This window comes from Phycisphaerae bacterium, from assembly GCA_035275405.1.
In the GTDB taxonomy this organism is placed as follows: domain Bacteria; phylum Planctomycetota; class Phycisphaerae; order UBA1845; family UTPLA1; genus DATEMU01.
This window is the reverse complement of record DATEMU010000012.1, coordinates 202,550-217,979: the sequence shown is the minus strand read 5'-3', so window position 1 is coordinate 217,979 and position 15,430 is coordinate 202,550. Positions and strand designations below refer to the sequence as shown.

The window sequence follows — 15,430 nt, the reverse complement described above, 5'->3', positions numbered from 1 at the left end:
GCCACCCAGGATTTTCCTACGACTTCGCGAACACCGGCTTCACCGCGTCATACGCCGCGCGATCCGCCGGGGCGAAGCCCGTGATTTTCAAATCCTGGCACAGCTTCTCATTGGCCTTGGCGTCGTTGAGCAGGTAATTCTTGAGCGTCTCGGCCATCTGCGGATCGGCACTCGGCCCCGCCACCACGACGATCTCCGGAATCGCCGCCGTCTCGCCGACGATCTTGAACTGATCCTTCGACGGCCCCGTGATCGGGTTGCCGCCGCTCTCCGGCATCTTGTTGAAATCGATCTCGTCGATGACGCCCGCGTTGACCGTCAGGTCGAACCAACTCTTGGCCGGTGAAACGTAGAGCCGACCTTCGAACGCCAGCGGCGGCGGCAGGATCTCCGGGAGGATCTTCTTCATGGGCACGCCCGCCTGCTCCAGCGCCTTGCGCGCGGCGATGTCCGTCAGCGGGTCCTTGTACGCGCCGAACGCGAAGCGCTTGCCCGCGCAATCCGAGATCGTCTTCACGTGCGAATTCGCGCGCACGACGATGTGCGCCTGGCGGCTCGTCTTGCCCAGAGAGTTCACGCCCGACGCCAGGAGCGTCAGCTTGCTCGCATCCTCCACCTCGGCGTATTCCTCGGCGGTCAGCACCGCGAAGGGCACGTTACCCATGTCGAGCTGCTGGCCGATCGCCGTGCCGCTGGGTTGGGCGCTGAAGCTCACCGGGCAGTTGAACTTCTTCTCCAGATCCATGTGCAGAGCGCGATACTCGGCCGGCACGCCGAACAGATCGGCCTTCGTCGTGCCGATCTGCACAACGCGCCCGGTCCGACCGGCCCCGGCCTGACAACCGACCGCGAGCAGCATGACCGGCGTTATCTTTGTCCACGCAAGAATCCGTCTGGACATGTCCGAGACCTCCAAAAACGGTGCAAGTTCGCGGCCGAGGCCGCCCACGGATGGATCGGCAGTATAACGCCTTCCCGCCCAGCCCCTCAAGAGAGCGTGGAGGGAAGCCTCTCATTGAATAGTGCGTGAAAAGGACGCACGAATTCGTTGAACCTCATGGCCGTTAGTACCTGTCTCATTTGACGGAGGTTAACAGCCTCGCTATCGTCCGGAACCTCAGAATCGCCGACGCTTATACAGGCCGCCCGATCATGGATTCGCGATCCGCCCCCACAGTAAACGCCCCGCCTCTGGAAGGGATTCCGACCGTCCGGTCCGCCCTGCCCTCCGCCGACGTCCCGCGGCCCGACGGCGTGCGCGATACCATCGAATCCATCGTCGTGGCCTTCATCCTCGCCTTTGTCTTTCGGGCGTTCGTCGTCGAGGCCTTTGTCATTCCGACCGGTTCGATGGCGCCCGGTCTGTACGGACTGCACGGGGATTATCGCTGCGATTTGTGCCGGTACCCGATTGTCTTCGGAATACGGGAAGGCCGGAGCGGTCTGGGCGAACTCCCCCATAATCCTCTGGTACGCTGTCCCAACTGCGGCTACGCCGAAGGTCGAAATGCCGCGTTGCATACGAAGGACGACCCGGTCGTGCCCAGCCCCGGCGACCGCATTCTCGTGCTCAAATGGCCGTACGATTTGGGCGCGAAATGGCTGGGGCCGAAGCGCTGGGACGTCGTCGTTTTCAAGGACCCGCAGGAAGGCGAGCAGAACTACATCAAGCGCCTGCTGGGACTGCCGGGCGAGGTCCTGGAGATCATCGACGGCGACATCTACGTCGCCCCGGCAGAATCCGTTCCCGCCGACATTCGCGAGTCCCTCTCCCGACCGCCGCCTCCCGGGCGCCCCGACGCCCGCCGGCTGAACGCCGAGCAACAGGAGCGACTCGCCGGGCTCTTGAGAATTCAGCGCAAGTCGCCGGTCGCGCAGGAATCCCTGTGGATGACCCACTACGACCACGATTTCAAGCCCGACATGACCCGGCTCGGCGCGCTGCACAACGACCTGCCGGTGTGGGCCGCCGAGCAGCCCCAGAACACTCCCTGGGACGTATCGACGCCGCGGGTAAAGTTCAAACCGTCCGATGCGCGCGAGCACTGGCTGCAACTCACGGGCAAGCCGATCCAGGACAGCTATGGCTACAACTCACTCCAGCCGTCGATGCAGCCTGCGGCCCGCAATGTCGGCGACGTGCGGCTGCGTTTTGTCCTGGTGCCCGGCGGAACGCAGGGAACGCTGAGCCTGGATCTCCTGCGAGGCAGTGACGGGTTCGTCGCGCATGTCAGCGCCGACGGGACCGTGCGGCTCATGCGCCACGAACGCGGGAGGGTGGACCGCGAGATCGGCAACGGCCGCACCGACCCGCTGCGTCCCCCGCACCCCGTCACGATGGAGTTTGAAAACGTCGACTATCGCGTCGCGCTGCGGATCGACGGCACGGAAATCGTGGCGACGGACGAAAGCCACTACCGGCCCGATGTGGCCGGGCTTCTCCGCGCGGCGGAGGTGGCGGGCCCCGGTCCCGAGGCCGCCGTGCGGATCGGCGCAAAAGAGCTGCCGCTGGAGATTCGCCACCTGAGCGTTCACCGCGACGTGTACTATCGCTCCGAGATCTTCACCGAGGAAGGACGGGGGAACATTCGCAACGAATTCAACCACTACCCCGGCTGGGGCACGATGACCAATCCGATCTATCTGCGCGAGTCGCCCCCCGACTATTTCTGCCTTGGCGACAACAGCCCGCAGAGCAAGGATTCGCGCCTCTGGTGGGAGGTCTGCCCGCTCCTGCGGGAGCGCGGCGATTATCAGTATGGCACCGTCCCCGGCGATCAGATGATCGGCCGTGCATTCTTCGTCTACTGGCCCGGCGGTTACCGCTTTTCCAACGACACCCCGGCGGTCATTCCGAACGTCGGCAAGATGCGGATCATCCGGTAAGGCCCGCGTCGCCGCGCGCGGTGGCATCCGGCGGCCCCCTCATTATTGCCCGAAACAATTCCCCACCGTCTGGCGCGAGAGGCTGAAAGGGATATCCGCATCGTCGACTTCGCTGTACCACGTGCCGTCCAAAGACTTGCCGTCTTCGCTGACCGTCAGCGTCATCGGCGCGTCGACGAATCCGTTGCCGGAATCGAAGCCGAATTTGCAAGTGGATGTCGTGCCCGTGATGACGTTGCCGACCAGCGTCCCGCGGAAGTTGATCAGCGTTACCGAGGTATTTCCCGTCCCGTCGCCGTGATCGCAGATGTGCTCCTCGAGGTAGTTGCCTCCCACTTCGCTGCCGGTATGGAAGACGCAGGTGTCCTGACCGTTGCCGTTGTCGATCCAGCGGCCGTTCAGGCCATACACGTCGATGTTGACCTCATCCGGTTCGACATTGTCGTCGGCGCTGTCGGGCGTCTCCGTGTTCGGCTCCGTGGGCAGGCCGCCGGTGCCGGGGCCGGGCGGGCCCAGTTCGTCGGTGGGCTGTGTCGACGGGCAGAGACCGGTCATAGGGTCGTACCCCGGATCGCCGGGCTCGCAGGGAACGCCGTTGCACTGGCCGCCCATGGTGGCAAGCAATAGGAAGAGCAGACCGCAACCGGAAACGATACGAAACGGGGCCATGGAAAGTCCTCCGAAAAAGGAAACTGGAGCGACAACATACCGGATTTCATTCGCGGGAAAAAGCACTTTGGGTGACGTGAGATGAGGCGGCGACATAAAGTAAGGTCCTAATGACACAACGCCAACCGCCGCCGGATTACTCCCAAAAACCAGTCCAGAGTGCCTGCAGCGTATGCGCGCCGCCGCCGGAAACGCCACCGGAAAGGGGACTCAAGGCGGCTAATCGCCGACCGTTGCAGACATTTCTGGCCAACCGGCCTGTCGTCGGTTATCCTCCCTCCGGTTCTGGATAGACCGTACCGGCCCGCGAATTCTCGCGTTCTGTGATGTACAGCCCCGGCCGGGCGGCAGGCGAGTGGACCCGCGATCGAATGACCCCCACCAACCATCGGCATCTCCTCGAGGCCCGCAATCTCATCAAGGCCTACAGCGGGCGCGTGGTCGTCAATAAAGTTTGTTTCCACGTCGGTCGCGGCGAGATCGTCGGGCTTCTGGGACGCAACGGCGCCGGCAAGACGACGAGCTTTCGCATGACCATGGGGATCGTGAAGCCCGACGGCGGCACCGTCCTCTTCAACGACGAGGAGATCACCACGCTGCCGATGTATCGCCGGGCGCAAAAGGGCGTCGGCTACCTCTCGCAGGAGAACAGCGTCTTCGTCCGGCTGTCGGTCGAGAAGAATCTGCTGGCGATCCTCGAACTCATTCGCGGTCTGTCTCCCGCCGAGCGCCGCCGACGGGCGTACGAGCTGCTGGAGCAGTTCGGCCTGCAGCGCAATGCCAAGCAGGAGGCGCGGACGCTGTCCGGCGGCGAACGGCGCAAGCTGGAGATCGCCCGGGCGCTGATCACCAAGCCTGCGATCATCCTGCTCGACGAGCCGTTCTCCGGCGTGGACCCGATCGCGGTGCAGGACCTCCAGCGCGAGATTCGCCATCTGCAGCGCGACATGGGCCTGTCCTTCCTGCTGACCGACCACAACGTCCGGCAGACGCTGGAGGTGACCGATCGCAGCTACATCATCCACGAGGGCAGCGTGATCGCGGAAGGCACGCCGCGAGCGCTCATCAACGACCCTGTGGTCCGCGAGGCCTACCTGGGCACGACCTTCCGCGGGGATGAGTTCGACCATCCGCCGACCGCGCCGCGCTAGCTGCAATTTCCAATCGAAACACGCTCGCCCGCCGATCGCCCCTATACTCCGCCGGAACGTGCGGTCATGAACGAACGAATGCCTCGACGCCGAATCTCCCGTGTGCGGCCGGCCCGCCGCCGGGCCGGCGCGTCGCCGGACGCCCGGGCGGCCGACTCTACGGCCCCAACCGGCGGGCTCCGCATCCACGAGGGCCACTGCTGGCTCTTCTTCGCCTTCGACGTCGGCCACGGCATTGATCTCGACGCCGCACAAAAAACTTTTGCCGACGCCCCCGGCGCCGCGGGCGAGGAGACGCGCCGCACGGGCATCAGCCACCGCCGCCGCGCCCCGACCTATCTGCAATTCCATCCCGCCCCCCTGCGCATCGACCAGCCCGCGGGCGAGTCTGCCTCTCTGGACTTCGCCGGATTTCGCTTCGCCCCGCGCGTCGAGTGCACGCTCTACGACTTTGGGGCCGTGTCCGTCGCCTATCGCATCCCGCTGGAGGGCGGCGACGCCGGCCTGACGCTCGAATCCCTCCTCCCGCTCGCCGAGGCCCTCAGCGACCACACGAAACTGCGCGAACAGGTCCGCCGGCGCGTCAAGGATCTCGTCATTCGCCTCACCGGCGCAATCGAGCGGCCCAACCTCGTCGACCTCCTGGAGGATTACACCGTCTATCACGCCCGCCGCTGGTCGCCCGTGCCATCGGCGCAGGCCGCCGTGAACGCCGCCTGCTCGACCGTTGCGCGGCTCCTGCTGGCCGAATCCGGTCCGCTCTCGCCGCAGGCGATTGAAGCGGCGATGTGCGAGCAATTGTCCTACGGGCCGGCCGATGTCGCCGTAATCGACTGGAACGCCGCGCTCCTGCTGGACGCGCAGGCCGACGACGCCCTGGCCGTGCTCGAATTTGCCAACGTCGAGTTGCTGGAAATGAGGTTTATCGACGACCGCCTGGATTCGATCCTCGATCGTTCGTACTCAACGTTCCTGCGCCGGGACGGCCATCATCGCCCGCGTTCGCCGCTGGCCCTGCTGCTCGACCCCCACCGCGCCGCCCGCCGTCACCTCGCGGCCCTGCAAATGGAAAACGCCATCTTGTTCGAGGGCACGAACAATGCGCTCAAGCTGATCGGCGACCAGCACCTGGCCCGCCTCTACGCCCTCGCCGCCCGGCGCTTTCACCTCGGCGAATGGGACCAGAGCATCGTCCGTAAACTGCACACCGCCGACGGTCTCTACCAGAAGCTCGCCGACGAGCAATCCGGCCGCCGGATGGAGGTCCTGGAGTGGATCATCATCGTTCTGATCGCGGTCTCGATCGTGCTGCCGTTTATCATGTCGGGGGCGAAGTAGAGAAGCGAATGACCGACGGTCCCTCTGATTCCGGTTCGCACTCGAAACCGCATCGCCGGCGACCGCGCTATGCGGGCACGCACCCGCGCCGATTTGACGAACGCTACAAGGAGCGTGACGCGGGCAGATACCCCGAGATGGAGGCGCACGTCCGGTCGCAGGGCCGTACCCCCGCCGGCACGCATGTCCCCATCATGGTCGCCGAAGTCCTCGCCGCGCTGCGTCCCGCTCCCGGGGAGATGGCGGCCGATCTCACGATCGGCTACGGCGGCCACGCCCTCGCGCTGCTCGGATGCACCGCGCCCGATGGCCGGCTGATCGGCCTTGACCTCGACGGTCCGCAACTGGAAGCGACCGGCCGGCGGCTCGCGCAGGCGGTGGATCCGGCGCGCCTTCATCTACACCACAGCCATTTTGCCGGTCTGCCGAAGGTGCTGGCGGCGGAAGGTCTGGCCGGCGTGGATATCCTGTTCGCCGACCTCGGCCTGAGCAGCATGCAGATCGACGATCCGACGCGCGGGTTCTCCTACAAGCATGATGGCCCGCTTGATATGCGCATGGACCTCCGCCGTCCGCGCACGGCTGCCGATGTCCTGCGCACGATCACCTGTGAAGAACTGGCGACAGCCCTGCGCGACTTCGCAGATGAGCCCGAGCATCTGCCGATCGCACAAGCAATCGTTCGGAATCAGTCCCAACGGCCCATCACACGGACGGAGGAACTGGTCGACATCGTGCTCCGTGCGCATGGCCAGACGCGCAAGACATGGCGTGACGCCGGACGGTCCGATCTGCATCCCGCGGCGCGTACGTTTCAGGCGCTGCGAATTCTCGTGAATGAAGAACTGCACGGTCTCGAACAACTGCTGCGCATCGCGCCCTATTGCCTGAAGCCCGGCGGCCGCCTGGGCATTCTCACGTTTCACAGCGGCGAGGATCGAAGGGTCAAACACGCGCTGCGTGACGGACTGCACGAGGGCGTTTATTCACAAATCGCCGACGAACCGCTGCGTCCCAGTCCCTCTGAGCGGCACTCCAACCCGCGCAGCGCGCCCGCGAAGTTCCGCTGGGCCGTGCGGGCCGCGGCGCCGTAAGGGCGGCGATTCAGGCCGGCGACGAGAAATGCTGAGGGCGCAGGTAAACGTCGTAGCGGGTAGTCCCATCGCTGTGACTGTGGCTCGGATGGGGGGCCAGCGGCACCGCTTCGCGGCTGCGCTTCACGACCACGCGCTGCCGCGCGACGGCGCAGGCCAGATTGAAGAGTTCCGCGGCATCGAGGTCGTCGCCAATGAGCCGGCGCAGGATGCGCATTTCCACTTTCACAAGGGCGGACTTCTTCTTCTCCGGAAACATCGGATCGAGATACACGACATCCGGCGCGTCTTCCAACGCCAGTCTTTGAAGATATTCGCGCGTGTCGTCGCAAAGCACGCGCAGCCGGCCTTCCAGGTGTTCCTTGATTTCCGGCACGCGGTCGGCGCGATCCAGTCCGTCCCTGAGCAGCGCGTACAGAATCGGCGACCGCTCGATCGCGGTCACCCGGCAGCCGTGGTACGCGAGGCAAAAGGCGGCGCGACCCAGTCCGGCGGTGGCATCGAGTACGGTCAGGGGGCCACGGCGAAAGCCAACGGCCTTAAAGAGTAGGCGGAAGCGATGGATGCACCGGGCGTACCCGTGTCGACCTTCGACGAAATCGACGACCATCGGCCCCGGTCCGCCCGGCTGCGGGAAGCGCAGCTCCAGGCGCTCGGCCGTTACCGTCAGAAGCATTTCAAATGCAGGATTCTCGCTCTGGACGAGCGACAGGCCGAGCTGCGCGGCGAGTTGTGCGGCCTGACGCTGGACGGAATCCGCGGGGTCGCCCGCGAAAACGGCCACCGTCGCACGAGCGGTTGCTGCATCCGGGCCACCAAGCAAGTCTCTCCGCTGCATCGTCCTCCCGAATTCGCCGCGCGATGTGTTAGTCGTCCAACTCGTCGAAGAAATCGTCCCAGGCCTCTTCGAAGTCGTCGAAATCGTCGGCGTCCGACAAGTCCTCATCGAGATCGTCCAGCGCTTCGCCGAAATCCTCGAAGTCTGTACCGCAACCGGTCATCATCGGCGCCGCCCCGAACAGCAGAAGCAGGCACATCAAGTACTTCAACATGGATTCTCGCATGGCAACCTCCCAAACTCGTCTTATCGACCGCGCGGCCCCGCGCCTGTTATTCTTGACCGAACGCCCCATAGTAAATCGCTCCGCCGCCTGATTCCCTGATCCCTATTCGTCATACGTGATCCCCAGCTTCTCCGCCTGCTCGCGAAGCTGGCGCAGGGCTCGATGGCAGATCATGTGGATCGAACCGATCGAGCGCTTCAGCGACTTGGCCACTTCCGCGACCGGCCGGCCTTCGATAAACCGCATTTTGATGACATCGCGATAGTGATCCGGAAGCGTCGCCACGCACGCGGCCAGTACGCCCAGCGCCTCCTCCTTGCGCACCACCTGGCTCGGCGTCCCGCCGCCGGAAGTGATCCGCGCGAGCAGATCGACGTAGGTCGTTTGATTGCCCGCCATGGGAGACGGTTTGACCTCGCGGCGGACGTCGCGCCGTTCGGCCCGCATCGCCCGGTGCTCGTCGATCAGCTTGCGATCGAGGATGGCATACATCCAGCGCAGGAACGAATCGGGCCCCTGATATTCAAACTGCCCGATGGCCCGAAAAGTCTCCAGATACACCTGCTGAAGGATGTCCTCCGGCTCGATCTTCGAGCGCATGGTCGGGTCCATTTGCCGCAGGAGCCGGGCCTTGAGCCGCGGGTGGTACAGGACCAGCAGACGCCGCACGGCCTGCTCGTCGCCCTTGCGGGCGCTCTTGATCAGCACTTGTGTCTCGCTGTTATCCGACACGCCGGGCCTCATTTGCAACTGGTTTTGCCCAAAAGCCTTGCCACTTCGGGGGTCTCAGTACGAGAATAATCCTCACCCCTTCATACAATAACCCACGGAGCGGTCGCCTACACAGGGGAGCCGAGCGGGGCTTCCAAAGGAACTGTGATTTTCTAATGGTCCCAGAACCAGTTTTGTGGTAAGTTATTCGGTGTCAGGCATTAGCGCTGTGGACTGTCTTGATTCAATAGGGTTGCGCCCCCTCCGCCACCGGCCGAACCCTGACTTGTGGTAAAATCGCCACAGGTCGTTACGTGAAAACAAGATACGGGCGATTGGCAATCGCCCGATGGCTGCCCGCGACGATGACTCCCCCCAGCGATAACCCGGCTGAATCCCTCGAAGCAAGTCCGCGGGACGAGCGCCTCGGCGAACTCATTAATGAGTATTTCGATCGCCGCGAACGTGGCGAAAAGATCTCCGCCGAGGATTTCCTTTCCGAGCACCCCGACGACGCGGCCGAGCTGCGCGAGCACCTGGGAGGTTTGGACCTTTTAGCAAAACTCGGCTCGTCGTCCAGGGACGCGACCCGGGAAACAGTGCCGTTCGACGGCAGTTCAGCCCAGGATCACCTCGCCGCGGCCAAAGCCGCGCTGCCGGACATCCCCGGATACGACGTCCTGAAGCAGATCGGCCGCGGGGGCATGGGCATCGTCTACAAGGCGATCCAGAAATCCACCAAACGCCTCGTCGCGCTCAAGCTCCTGCTCGAGGGCCCGTTCGCCTCCGACAACGCGCGCAAGCGCTTCGAGCGCGAGATCGCCCTCGCGGCGCAGCTCAAGCACTCCAACATCATTCCCATCTACGACAGCGGCCAGGCCGACGGACGCATGTACTACGCCATGGAGCACATCTTCGGCCTGGCCCTCGGTGATTACCTGAACGCGCATCACATGGACACCGCCGCCCGGGTTCGCCTCTTCCTCAAGATCTGCGGGCCCGTCAGTCATGCGCACCAGCGGGGTGTGATCCACCGCGACATCAAGCCGACGAACATCCTCGTGGACGGCGACGGCGAGCCGCACGTGCTGGACTTCGGGCTGGCCAAGGCGGGCCTCTTGGGCGAAGTGAACACCTCGGTGACGGCGCAGATCGTCGGCACGCCCGCGTACATGTCGCCCGAGCAGGCGGCAGGCGATCCCACGGGCATCGATACGCGCGTTGATGTCTATGCCCTCGGCGTCCTGCTCTATGAGATGATCACGGGGACCATGCCGTACGAGACGAACGTGGCCATGGGCAAGATTCTGCACAACATCGCCCACGCCGAGCCGGCGCACCCGAGCAAACACGTCTCGCGGATCGACGGAGACTTGAGCGCCATCATGCTCAAGGCCCTGGAAAAGCGCAAGGAGGACCGGTATCAGTCGGTCGACGCGTTCGCCGGCGATCTCTCGCGGTTCCTGGCGGGCGAGCCGATCTCCGCCAAACCGGCGAGCAGTCTGTATCTGCTGCGCAAGGCGGCGATGCGACATCGGTTCGCCCTGGGCGTCGGGGCGATGGTTCTGTTGTTCGCGGTTTCCCTGGGCGCGATCGTGTACTATTTTTCGAGCAAGGTGGAGCAACAGAACGTCGTGCTTCGCCAGACCGCCGAAAGGGTTTCGCAGAAAGAAGCCCAGGTGGAACAGCTGGTCCGCGAGCGCAACCAATCCCAGGAAGCCCAGGCCACGATTGATTCACTCAAGAGGGTCCTCTCTCCTGAACTGGTGGAAAAATATGACTCGGTCATCAACCCCATCGCATCCGGAGTGGGAAATTCGGAAGACGCCGTGACGCTGGGGTTGAAGCTCCTGGCCTCGGGCGCGGCGGAACTGGCCGCGGAGGAAAGGAAGTCGAAGCTCAAGGAAAGCCCGATCGACGTGAACGCGCCGCTGACCAGCCCGAAGCCGGAATGGGCCAAGACCGAGGAGCCGCCGGCCAAGCCCGACCCGCGTCGCGAAGAATTGGCCAAGGTGCTCGAAGGATTCGTCACCGCGTTACGGACCGCGCCGCCGACGTCGCAGCCGGCCTCGTCGCAGCCGGCGACATCGCAGCCCGTCGCCGCGGACGTGTCTCCTATTCCTACCCCGCCCGCGCCGGCCGAGGCGCCCGCCACCCCTTAGACCACTATGCCCGCCAAGGATGCCCTTACCCGCTTCTCGACCCGCGTCGAAGACTACATCCGCTATCGGCCGGGCTATCCGCCGGAGGTGCTTGAATCGCTGACCTCCGAATTTGGGCTGCGGCCAACACACGTCGTCGCCGACATCGGCAGCGGGACCGGCATCTCGGCGGCGATGTTCCTGCTTAACGGCAACACGGTCTATGGCGTCGAGCCGAATGCCGACATGCGCGCCGCCGCCGAAAAACTCCTTGCCGATTACCCCGCCTTTCACAGCGTCACGGCCCGAGCCGCGGCGACGACGCTGCTCGATGCATGCGTCGACTGGGTCGTCGCCGCGCAGGCCTTCCACTGGTTCGACGTGGACGCGGCGCGGCGCGAGTTCCGCCGCATCCTCCGCCCCGGCGGTCGCACCGTGTTGATGTGGAACAACCGGCGACCGGACACGCCGTTCATGCGGGAGTACGAGGATTTCATCCATCGGTTTGCCCTCGATTACAACCAGATCAATCACGAGAACGCCGAGACGGACGGCCGGATCGCGCGGTTCTTCGGCGCGGGCGGCTTCGAGCGGCGGAGCTTTCCCAATGCCCAGGTCTTCGACTTTGACGGCCTGCGCGGCCGCGTGTTGTCGTCGTCGTACATGCCGGCGGCCGGTCACCCGTCGTTCGAGGCCATGATCCCCGAATTGCGGAGGCTGTTTGATCGCCACGCCGACGGCGGCCGCGTCCAGTTTGATTACGACACCAAACTCTGGGTCGGCACCTCCTCTCCCTCTTAGGGAGAGGGCCGGGGTGAGGGTCGAGCTACCCGGGCCTATCATGTAGGGACCATGAGCAGCCCTCCCCTCGATGACCTCGACCCCCACGATCGCCGACGGTTCTTTGCGAACACGGCGGAGCGATTCTTGCGCCCGCTGGCGGGGATCATTGAGAAAAAGCTGCCGCCGGGGCTGACGGTCCCTTTGCGGCCGCTGCGACCGCCGGGGGCGCTTCCCGAATCGCAGTTCCTCGATACCTGCCATCGATGCGGCAAATGCGCGGAGGCGTGCCCGGCCGATGCCATCGCGCTGTCGGAATCGAGCGACCCGCGGTTGAGCGGCACCCCGTATGTCGACCCCGATCGCCAGGCGTGCGTGATCTGCGACGAGCTGGCCTGCATGAAGGTCTGCCCGAGCGGAGCGCTGCAACTAGTCGATCGATTCGCGATCCGCATGGGGTTGGCCGTTGTCGATCACGACGTGTGCCTCCGCTCGAAGGGCGAGCCGTGCACGATCTGCATCGACAAGTGCCCGATCGCGGCCGTAGCGATCCGGCTCGACGACTCCGGCCGCGTGCAGGTGATCGATCCAAACGACTCCGCCGGCCCCGGCGCGATCGGCCAGGGCTGCACCGGCTGCGGCGTCTGCCAGCAGTACTGCCCGACGACGCCGGGGAAGGCGATACGGATAGCAAACGAATGACGGCTCCAGCTATTTTCGGGGGGAACCAGCTTTCTTGGAATAAGTAGGGAGGTTCAAGTGTTACAATAGATGGTCATGTCGTACTCGAGCAAAGTTAGCCGCTGGCGCCGGATCGCGCGTTCTGGCTCGGGTGGCCTATTGGCCATCTTAGCATTGGCTACGGTCAACTATTCTCAACCAGCGGCCGCACAAGTTCCCCAATGGACTGCATATTACGATGGCCCAGGAAGCGGTGACGACAAACTCGCGGCGCGGGTTGTCGACGGCGCTGGCTTTGTTTACATGACCGGACTTACGCGGGTTTACGGCGCTGTCGATGGCAATATTTGGACCATCAAGTTATCTCCTGATGGAATCGTCGAATGGGAGAATCGCTTCAACGGCACGGCCAACAGGAATGATTTTCCGAACGGTATTGTTGTCGACCAGGAAGGAAATGTCATCGTTTGCGGCGCTAGTTGGGTCGGAAGCGCCTATTCCATGGTCACGATCAAGTACGGCCCGGAGGGTTCGCAGGCCTGGGCGTCTTTCTACAAGCACCAATCCAATAGCCGTGATGTAGCGTTTTGCGTTGCCGCGGACGCGGATGGCAATGCTTATGTGGCCGGCAGGTCATATGTCAACCAGAGCTACATCAAACTCCTACGATATGATTCAAATGGATCGCTCGTTTGGTCCACTCAGTACTCCGAACCACTGGCGAGTAGCGCCGAACCCATCGCGATGGTGATTGATCACGCGGGGAACATCGTCGTCGCGTGTCACGATGGTTTCGATTATTTGCTTCTCAAATATGGCTCCGACGGGCTATTGATTTGGGATGCGCGGTACGATACCCCCGAGCACGGCAACGAATCCCCACGGGCGATGGGGATTGACAAGCAGGATAATATCTATGTGACAGGCTCCGGCGGCATTTATCCGGATCGAGATTTCATTACGGTCAGCTTCGACGCAAATGGGTCGGAACGATGGGTAGCAAGACACACGAACGGACCCGGCCTCGACGACTTCTCTGCCGCACTCGCCATGGACCCATCTGGCGCTGTCATTGTCGCAGGAACGGGCGACACCTCGGCCAACCAACCTCAGTGTTTGACTCTCAAATACTCGCTCGATGGAGTCCAACAGTGGCTAGCCGTATTTCCATCGGGCGATGACGGCTACGCTTATGGATCAAGTGTCGCCATGACGCCGACAGGATTGATCCAAGTCTCCGGCGCGATGTTGTGCGGCTCGACTTACTCGGACTTCTTCGTTGTACAGTATGAAGCAGACGGAACGGATCGCTGGCAGGCCTGCTACAACGGCCCTGCGGACTGGATAGAGAACGCCGAATTCGTTGCCACAGATGCCGCGGGGAATGTCTATGCCAGCGGCAATTCCAACGGAGTCGGAACATGGTCCGACATTGCGACGGTGAAGTACAATGAAAATGGGACGGTCGCCTGGACGAATCGATACAACGTTGTCGGTCGGCAGCACGATTGGCCTGCGGCCATCGCAGAAGACTCTCTCGGGAATGTATATGTCGGGGGAACTTCTCAGGGAACCGAAACTCTTGACGACTTCGTCGTTGTAAAACACGAACCCAACGGTATCAGCGAATGGGCAACGCGATACAGTTCTGAAGGACCTCACTATGACAGGTTACAAGCGATGACTGTGGACAGCGCCGGCAATGTCTACGTGGGTGGATCTTCACAGCGGGCTGATTCGGACTTCGCCGTCATCGTCGTGGCAGTGGATCAATTTGGCGGCATCCGCTGGGTATCCGAGACCGACATGCCTACGCCAGGGAATTTTGACGTATCAGCAATCACTATGGACCCGAGGGGAAACATCCTCGTCGCCGCAACGTTTTTTGACGTCAATCACGTAGGGCAAGACGGGGCATTGGTCATGAAGTTTGACGCAGAGGGCCAGAAACTGTGGTCGACGTTCATACCCGCAGATACGATTGAATTGGGCGGCGCAAAGGCCATGGCGGTCGATTTCAAGGGAAATGTAACGGTGGCCGTGAGTTTTTATCGACAGCGAGATCCCGAAATTCTCGACACCCTGATCGTACAATACAATAAGAACGGAAACGAACGATGGTCGGCCCTGTGCGATGGACCGGCGCACACGGGTTTCTTGGCCTCATCATTGGCGGTATCCTCGACTGGTGATGTTTTTGTTTCCGGGACGACAGTTAATTATCCTCTTGCCAAAATCGAGCTCGCTAAATTCGATCGACATGGATCACAGCAATGGGCTACGACCTTCGATGACGGTTCGGGAGCCAACGAGTATGCGCACGACATGGCGATCGATTCATCGGACAACGCCGTCCTGACGGGAGTCTCGATTTACTATAGCGACTCAGACACCCAGGTCTTAACTGTCAAGTACGATTCTAACGGGCAAAGACTTTGGAATGTCCGCGACGATTGTTATCTAACTTTCGGCATCAATAATCGACTCGGCGTCGATGAAGCGGCAAACATTTTCGTTTCTTATACTGTTGGAGGGAGCAGCCGAACTCGACCCGCCGTCCGCATGCTCGACACCAATGGCAACAAGTTCTGGTCAAAAGAACTCCCTTCGCAGCCCAACTCCAGAGATGCCGCTTTTGACCTTTCCTTCAAAACTCCGGGAATAGTATATCTTCTCTCCAATTCGTTCCGGGATGGGAGCGGCTCCGACCTGGCAACGACTCGAATAGATTATTGTCCAACGCCAGGGGACATTAACACATCTGGAGCGCTCGATGGGCTTGACGTACAGTCAGTTGTTGCCTGTTTGCTCGGAGATGAGATAGTCTGCCGCTGCGCCGATGTGAATTTTGATGGCATCGTGAACCAACTAGACATACCGATACTAGTTTCCGCGTTACTCAGATAGGACGATCG

13 protein-coding genes are annotated in these 15,430 nt (G+C 62.6%); 8 read left to right on the top strand and 5 right to left on the bottom strand.

The genetic code is table 11. From position 1 onward, the window contains the following. Nucleotides 1-16: 16 nt before the first annotated feature. The gene (locus tag VJZ71_13695; protein HKQ49119.1) at nucleotides 17-901 is read right to left on the bottom strand and encodes a PhnD/SsuA/transferrin family substrate-binding protein; all 885 of its coding nucleotides are present in this window, start codon (nucleotides 899-901) and stop codon (nucleotides 17-19) included. Nucleotides 902-1,152: 251 nt separating this feature from the next. On the opposite strand from VJZ71_13695, the gene VJZ71_13690 reads away from it, so the two are divergent. Next, nucleotides 1,153-2,886, top strand: a complete 1,734-nt coding sequence (locus VJZ71_13690) for a S26 family signal peptidase (GenBank protein ID HKQ49118.1) — start codon at nucleotides 1,153-1,155, stop codon at nucleotides 2,884-2,886. Nucleotides 2,887-2,928: 42 nt separating this feature from the next. On the opposite strand, the gene VJZ71_13685 is transcribed toward VJZ71_13690, so the two are convergent. Continuing rightward, nucleotides 2,929-3,555: a hypothetical protein gene (locus VJZ71_13685; GenBank protein ID HKQ49117.1), complete on the bottom strand. Its 627-nt coding sequence runs from the start codon at nucleotides 3,553-3,555 to the stop codon at nucleotides 2,929-2,931. A gap of 371 nt (nucleotides 3,556-3,926) precedes the next feature. Here VJZ71_13685 and lptB point away from each other — a divergent pair, with 371 nt between their 5' ends. The 3 genes from lptB (at nucleotide 3,927) to rsmH (ending at nucleotide 7,138) form a co-directional block, all read left to right on the top strand. Then, nucleotides 3,927-4,706 carry an LPS export ABC transporter ATP-binding protein gene (lptB, locus tag VJZ71_13680; GenBank protein HKQ49116.1) on the top strand — a complete coding sequence of 260 codons (780 nt, stop codon included), beginning with the start codon at nucleotides 3,927-3,929 and terminating at the stop codon, nucleotides 4,704-4,706. 78 nt (nucleotides 4,707-4,784) lie between these two features. Further along, a complete protein-coding gene (locus VJZ71_13675) occupies nucleotides 4,785-6,044 on the top strand; it encodes a hypothetical protein (protein HKQ49115.1) in 1,260 nt (419 codons plus the stop codon). An 8-nt stretch (nucleotides 6,045-6,052) separates the two neighbouring features. After that, nucleotides 6,053-7,138 carry a 16S rRNA (cytosine(1402)-N(4))-methyltransferase RsmH gene (gene rsmH / locus VJZ71_13670; protein HKQ49114.1) on the top strand — a complete coding sequence of 362 codons (1,086 nt, stop codon included), beginning with the start codon at nucleotides 6,053-6,055 and terminating at the stop codon, nucleotides 7,136-7,138. Between the two features lie 10 nt (nucleotides 7,139-7,148). Here rsmH and VJZ71_13665 read toward each other — a convergent pair whose 3' ends face one another. The 3 genes from VJZ71_13665 to VJZ71_13655 form a co-directional block, all read right to left on the bottom strand. Then, nucleotides 7,149-7,976, bottom strand: a complete 828-nt coding sequence (locus VJZ71_13665; GenBank protein ID HKQ49113.1) for a class I SAM-dependent methyltransferase — start codon at nucleotides 7,974-7,976, stop codon at nucleotides 7,149-7,151. A gap of 28 nt (nucleotides 7,977-8,004) precedes the next feature. Next, complete coding sequence (locus VJZ71_13660) at nucleotides 8,005-8,202, bottom strand: hypothetical protein (protein HKQ49112.1); 198 nt, start codon at nucleotides 8,200-8,202, stop codon at nucleotides 8,005-8,007. Nucleotides 8,203-8,304: 102 nt separating this feature from the next. Continuing rightward, nucleotides 8,305-8,934, bottom strand: a complete 630-nt coding sequence (locus tag VJZ71_13655) for a sigma-70 family RNA polymerase sigma factor (protein ID HKQ49111.1) — start codon at nucleotides 8,932-8,934, stop codon at nucleotides 8,305-8,307. Nucleotides 8,935-9,248: 314 nt separating this feature from the next. On the opposite strand from VJZ71_13655, the gene VJZ71_13650 reads away from it, so the two are divergent. The 4 genes from VJZ71_13650 to VJZ71_13635 all read left to right on the top strand — a co-directional run bounded on the left by VJZ71_13650 (nucleotide 9,249) and on the right by VJZ71_13635 (nucleotide 15,422). Then, nucleotides 9,249-11,075, top strand: a complete 1,827-nt coding sequence (locus tag VJZ71_13650; GenBank protein HKQ49110.1) for a serine/threonine-protein kinase — start codon at nucleotides 9,249-9,251, stop codon at nucleotides 11,073-11,075. Between the two features lie 6 nt (nucleotides 11,076-11,081). Next, nucleotides 11,082-11,855 (top strand): class I SAM-dependent methyltransferase, encoded by a 774-nt coding sequence (locus VJZ71_13645; GenBank protein ID HKQ49109.1) that lies wholly within the window; start codon nucleotides 11,082-11,084, stop codon nucleotides 11,853-11,855. A 51-nt stretch (nucleotides 11,856-11,906) separates the two neighbouring features. Continuing rightward, on the top strand, nucleotides 11,907-12,536 hold the full coding sequence (locus VJZ71_13640) for a 4Fe-4S dicluster domain-containing protein (GenBank protein HKQ49108.1): 630 nt from the start codon (nucleotides 11,907-11,909) through the stop codon (nucleotides 12,534-12,536). Between the two features lie 75 nt (nucleotides 12,537-12,611). Then, entirely contained in the window at nucleotides 12,612-15,422 is a 2,811-nt protein-coding gene (locus tag VJZ71_13635; protein HKQ49107.1) for a dockerin type I domain-containing protein, read from the top strand. The last annotated feature ends 8 nt before the right edge of the window (nucleotides 15,423-15,430 follow it).

Coding starts and splice junctions, on each gene's coding strand:
- VJZ71_13695 (HKQ49119.1), bottom strand. CDS start 901: ATGTCCAGACGGATTCTTGCGTGGACAAAGATAACGCCGGTCATGCTG.
- VJZ71_13690 (HKQ49118.1), top strand. CDS start 1,153: ATGGATTCGCGATCCGCCCCCACAGTAAACGCCCCGCCTCTGGAAGGG.
- VJZ71_13685 (HKQ49117.1), bottom strand. CDS start 3,555: ATGGCCCCGTTTCGTATCGTTTCCGGTTGCGGTCTGCTCTTCCTATTG.
- lptB (HKQ49116.1), top strand. CDS start 3,927: ATGACCCCCACCAACCATCGGCATCTCCTCGAGGCCCGCAATCTCATC.
- VJZ71_13675 (HKQ49115.1), top strand. CDS start 4,785: ATGCCTCGACGCCGAATCTCCCGTGTGCGGCCGGCCCGCCGCCGGGCC.
- rsmH (HKQ49114.1), top strand. CDS start 6,053: ATGACCGACGGTCCCTCTGATTCCGGTTCGCACTCGAAACCGCATCGC.
- VJZ71_13665 (HKQ49113.1), bottom strand. CDS start 7,976: ATGCAGCGGAGAGACTTGCTTGGTGGCCCGGATGCAGCAACCGCTCGT.
- VJZ71_13660 (HKQ49112.1), bottom strand. CDS start 8,202: ATGCGAGAATCCATGTTGAAGTACTTGATGTGCCTGCTTCTGCTGTTC.
- VJZ71_13645 (HKQ49109.1), top strand. CDS start 11,082: ATGCCCGCCAAGGATGCCCTTACCCGCTTCTCGACCCGCGTCGAAGAC.
- VJZ71_13640 (HKQ49108.1), top strand. CDS start 11,907: ATGAGCAGCCCTCCCCTCGATGACCTCGACCCCCACGATCGCCGACGG.
- VJZ71_13635 (HKQ49107.1), top strand. CDS start 12,612: ATGTCGTACTCGAGCAAAGTTAGCCGCTGGCGCCGGATCGCGCGTTCT.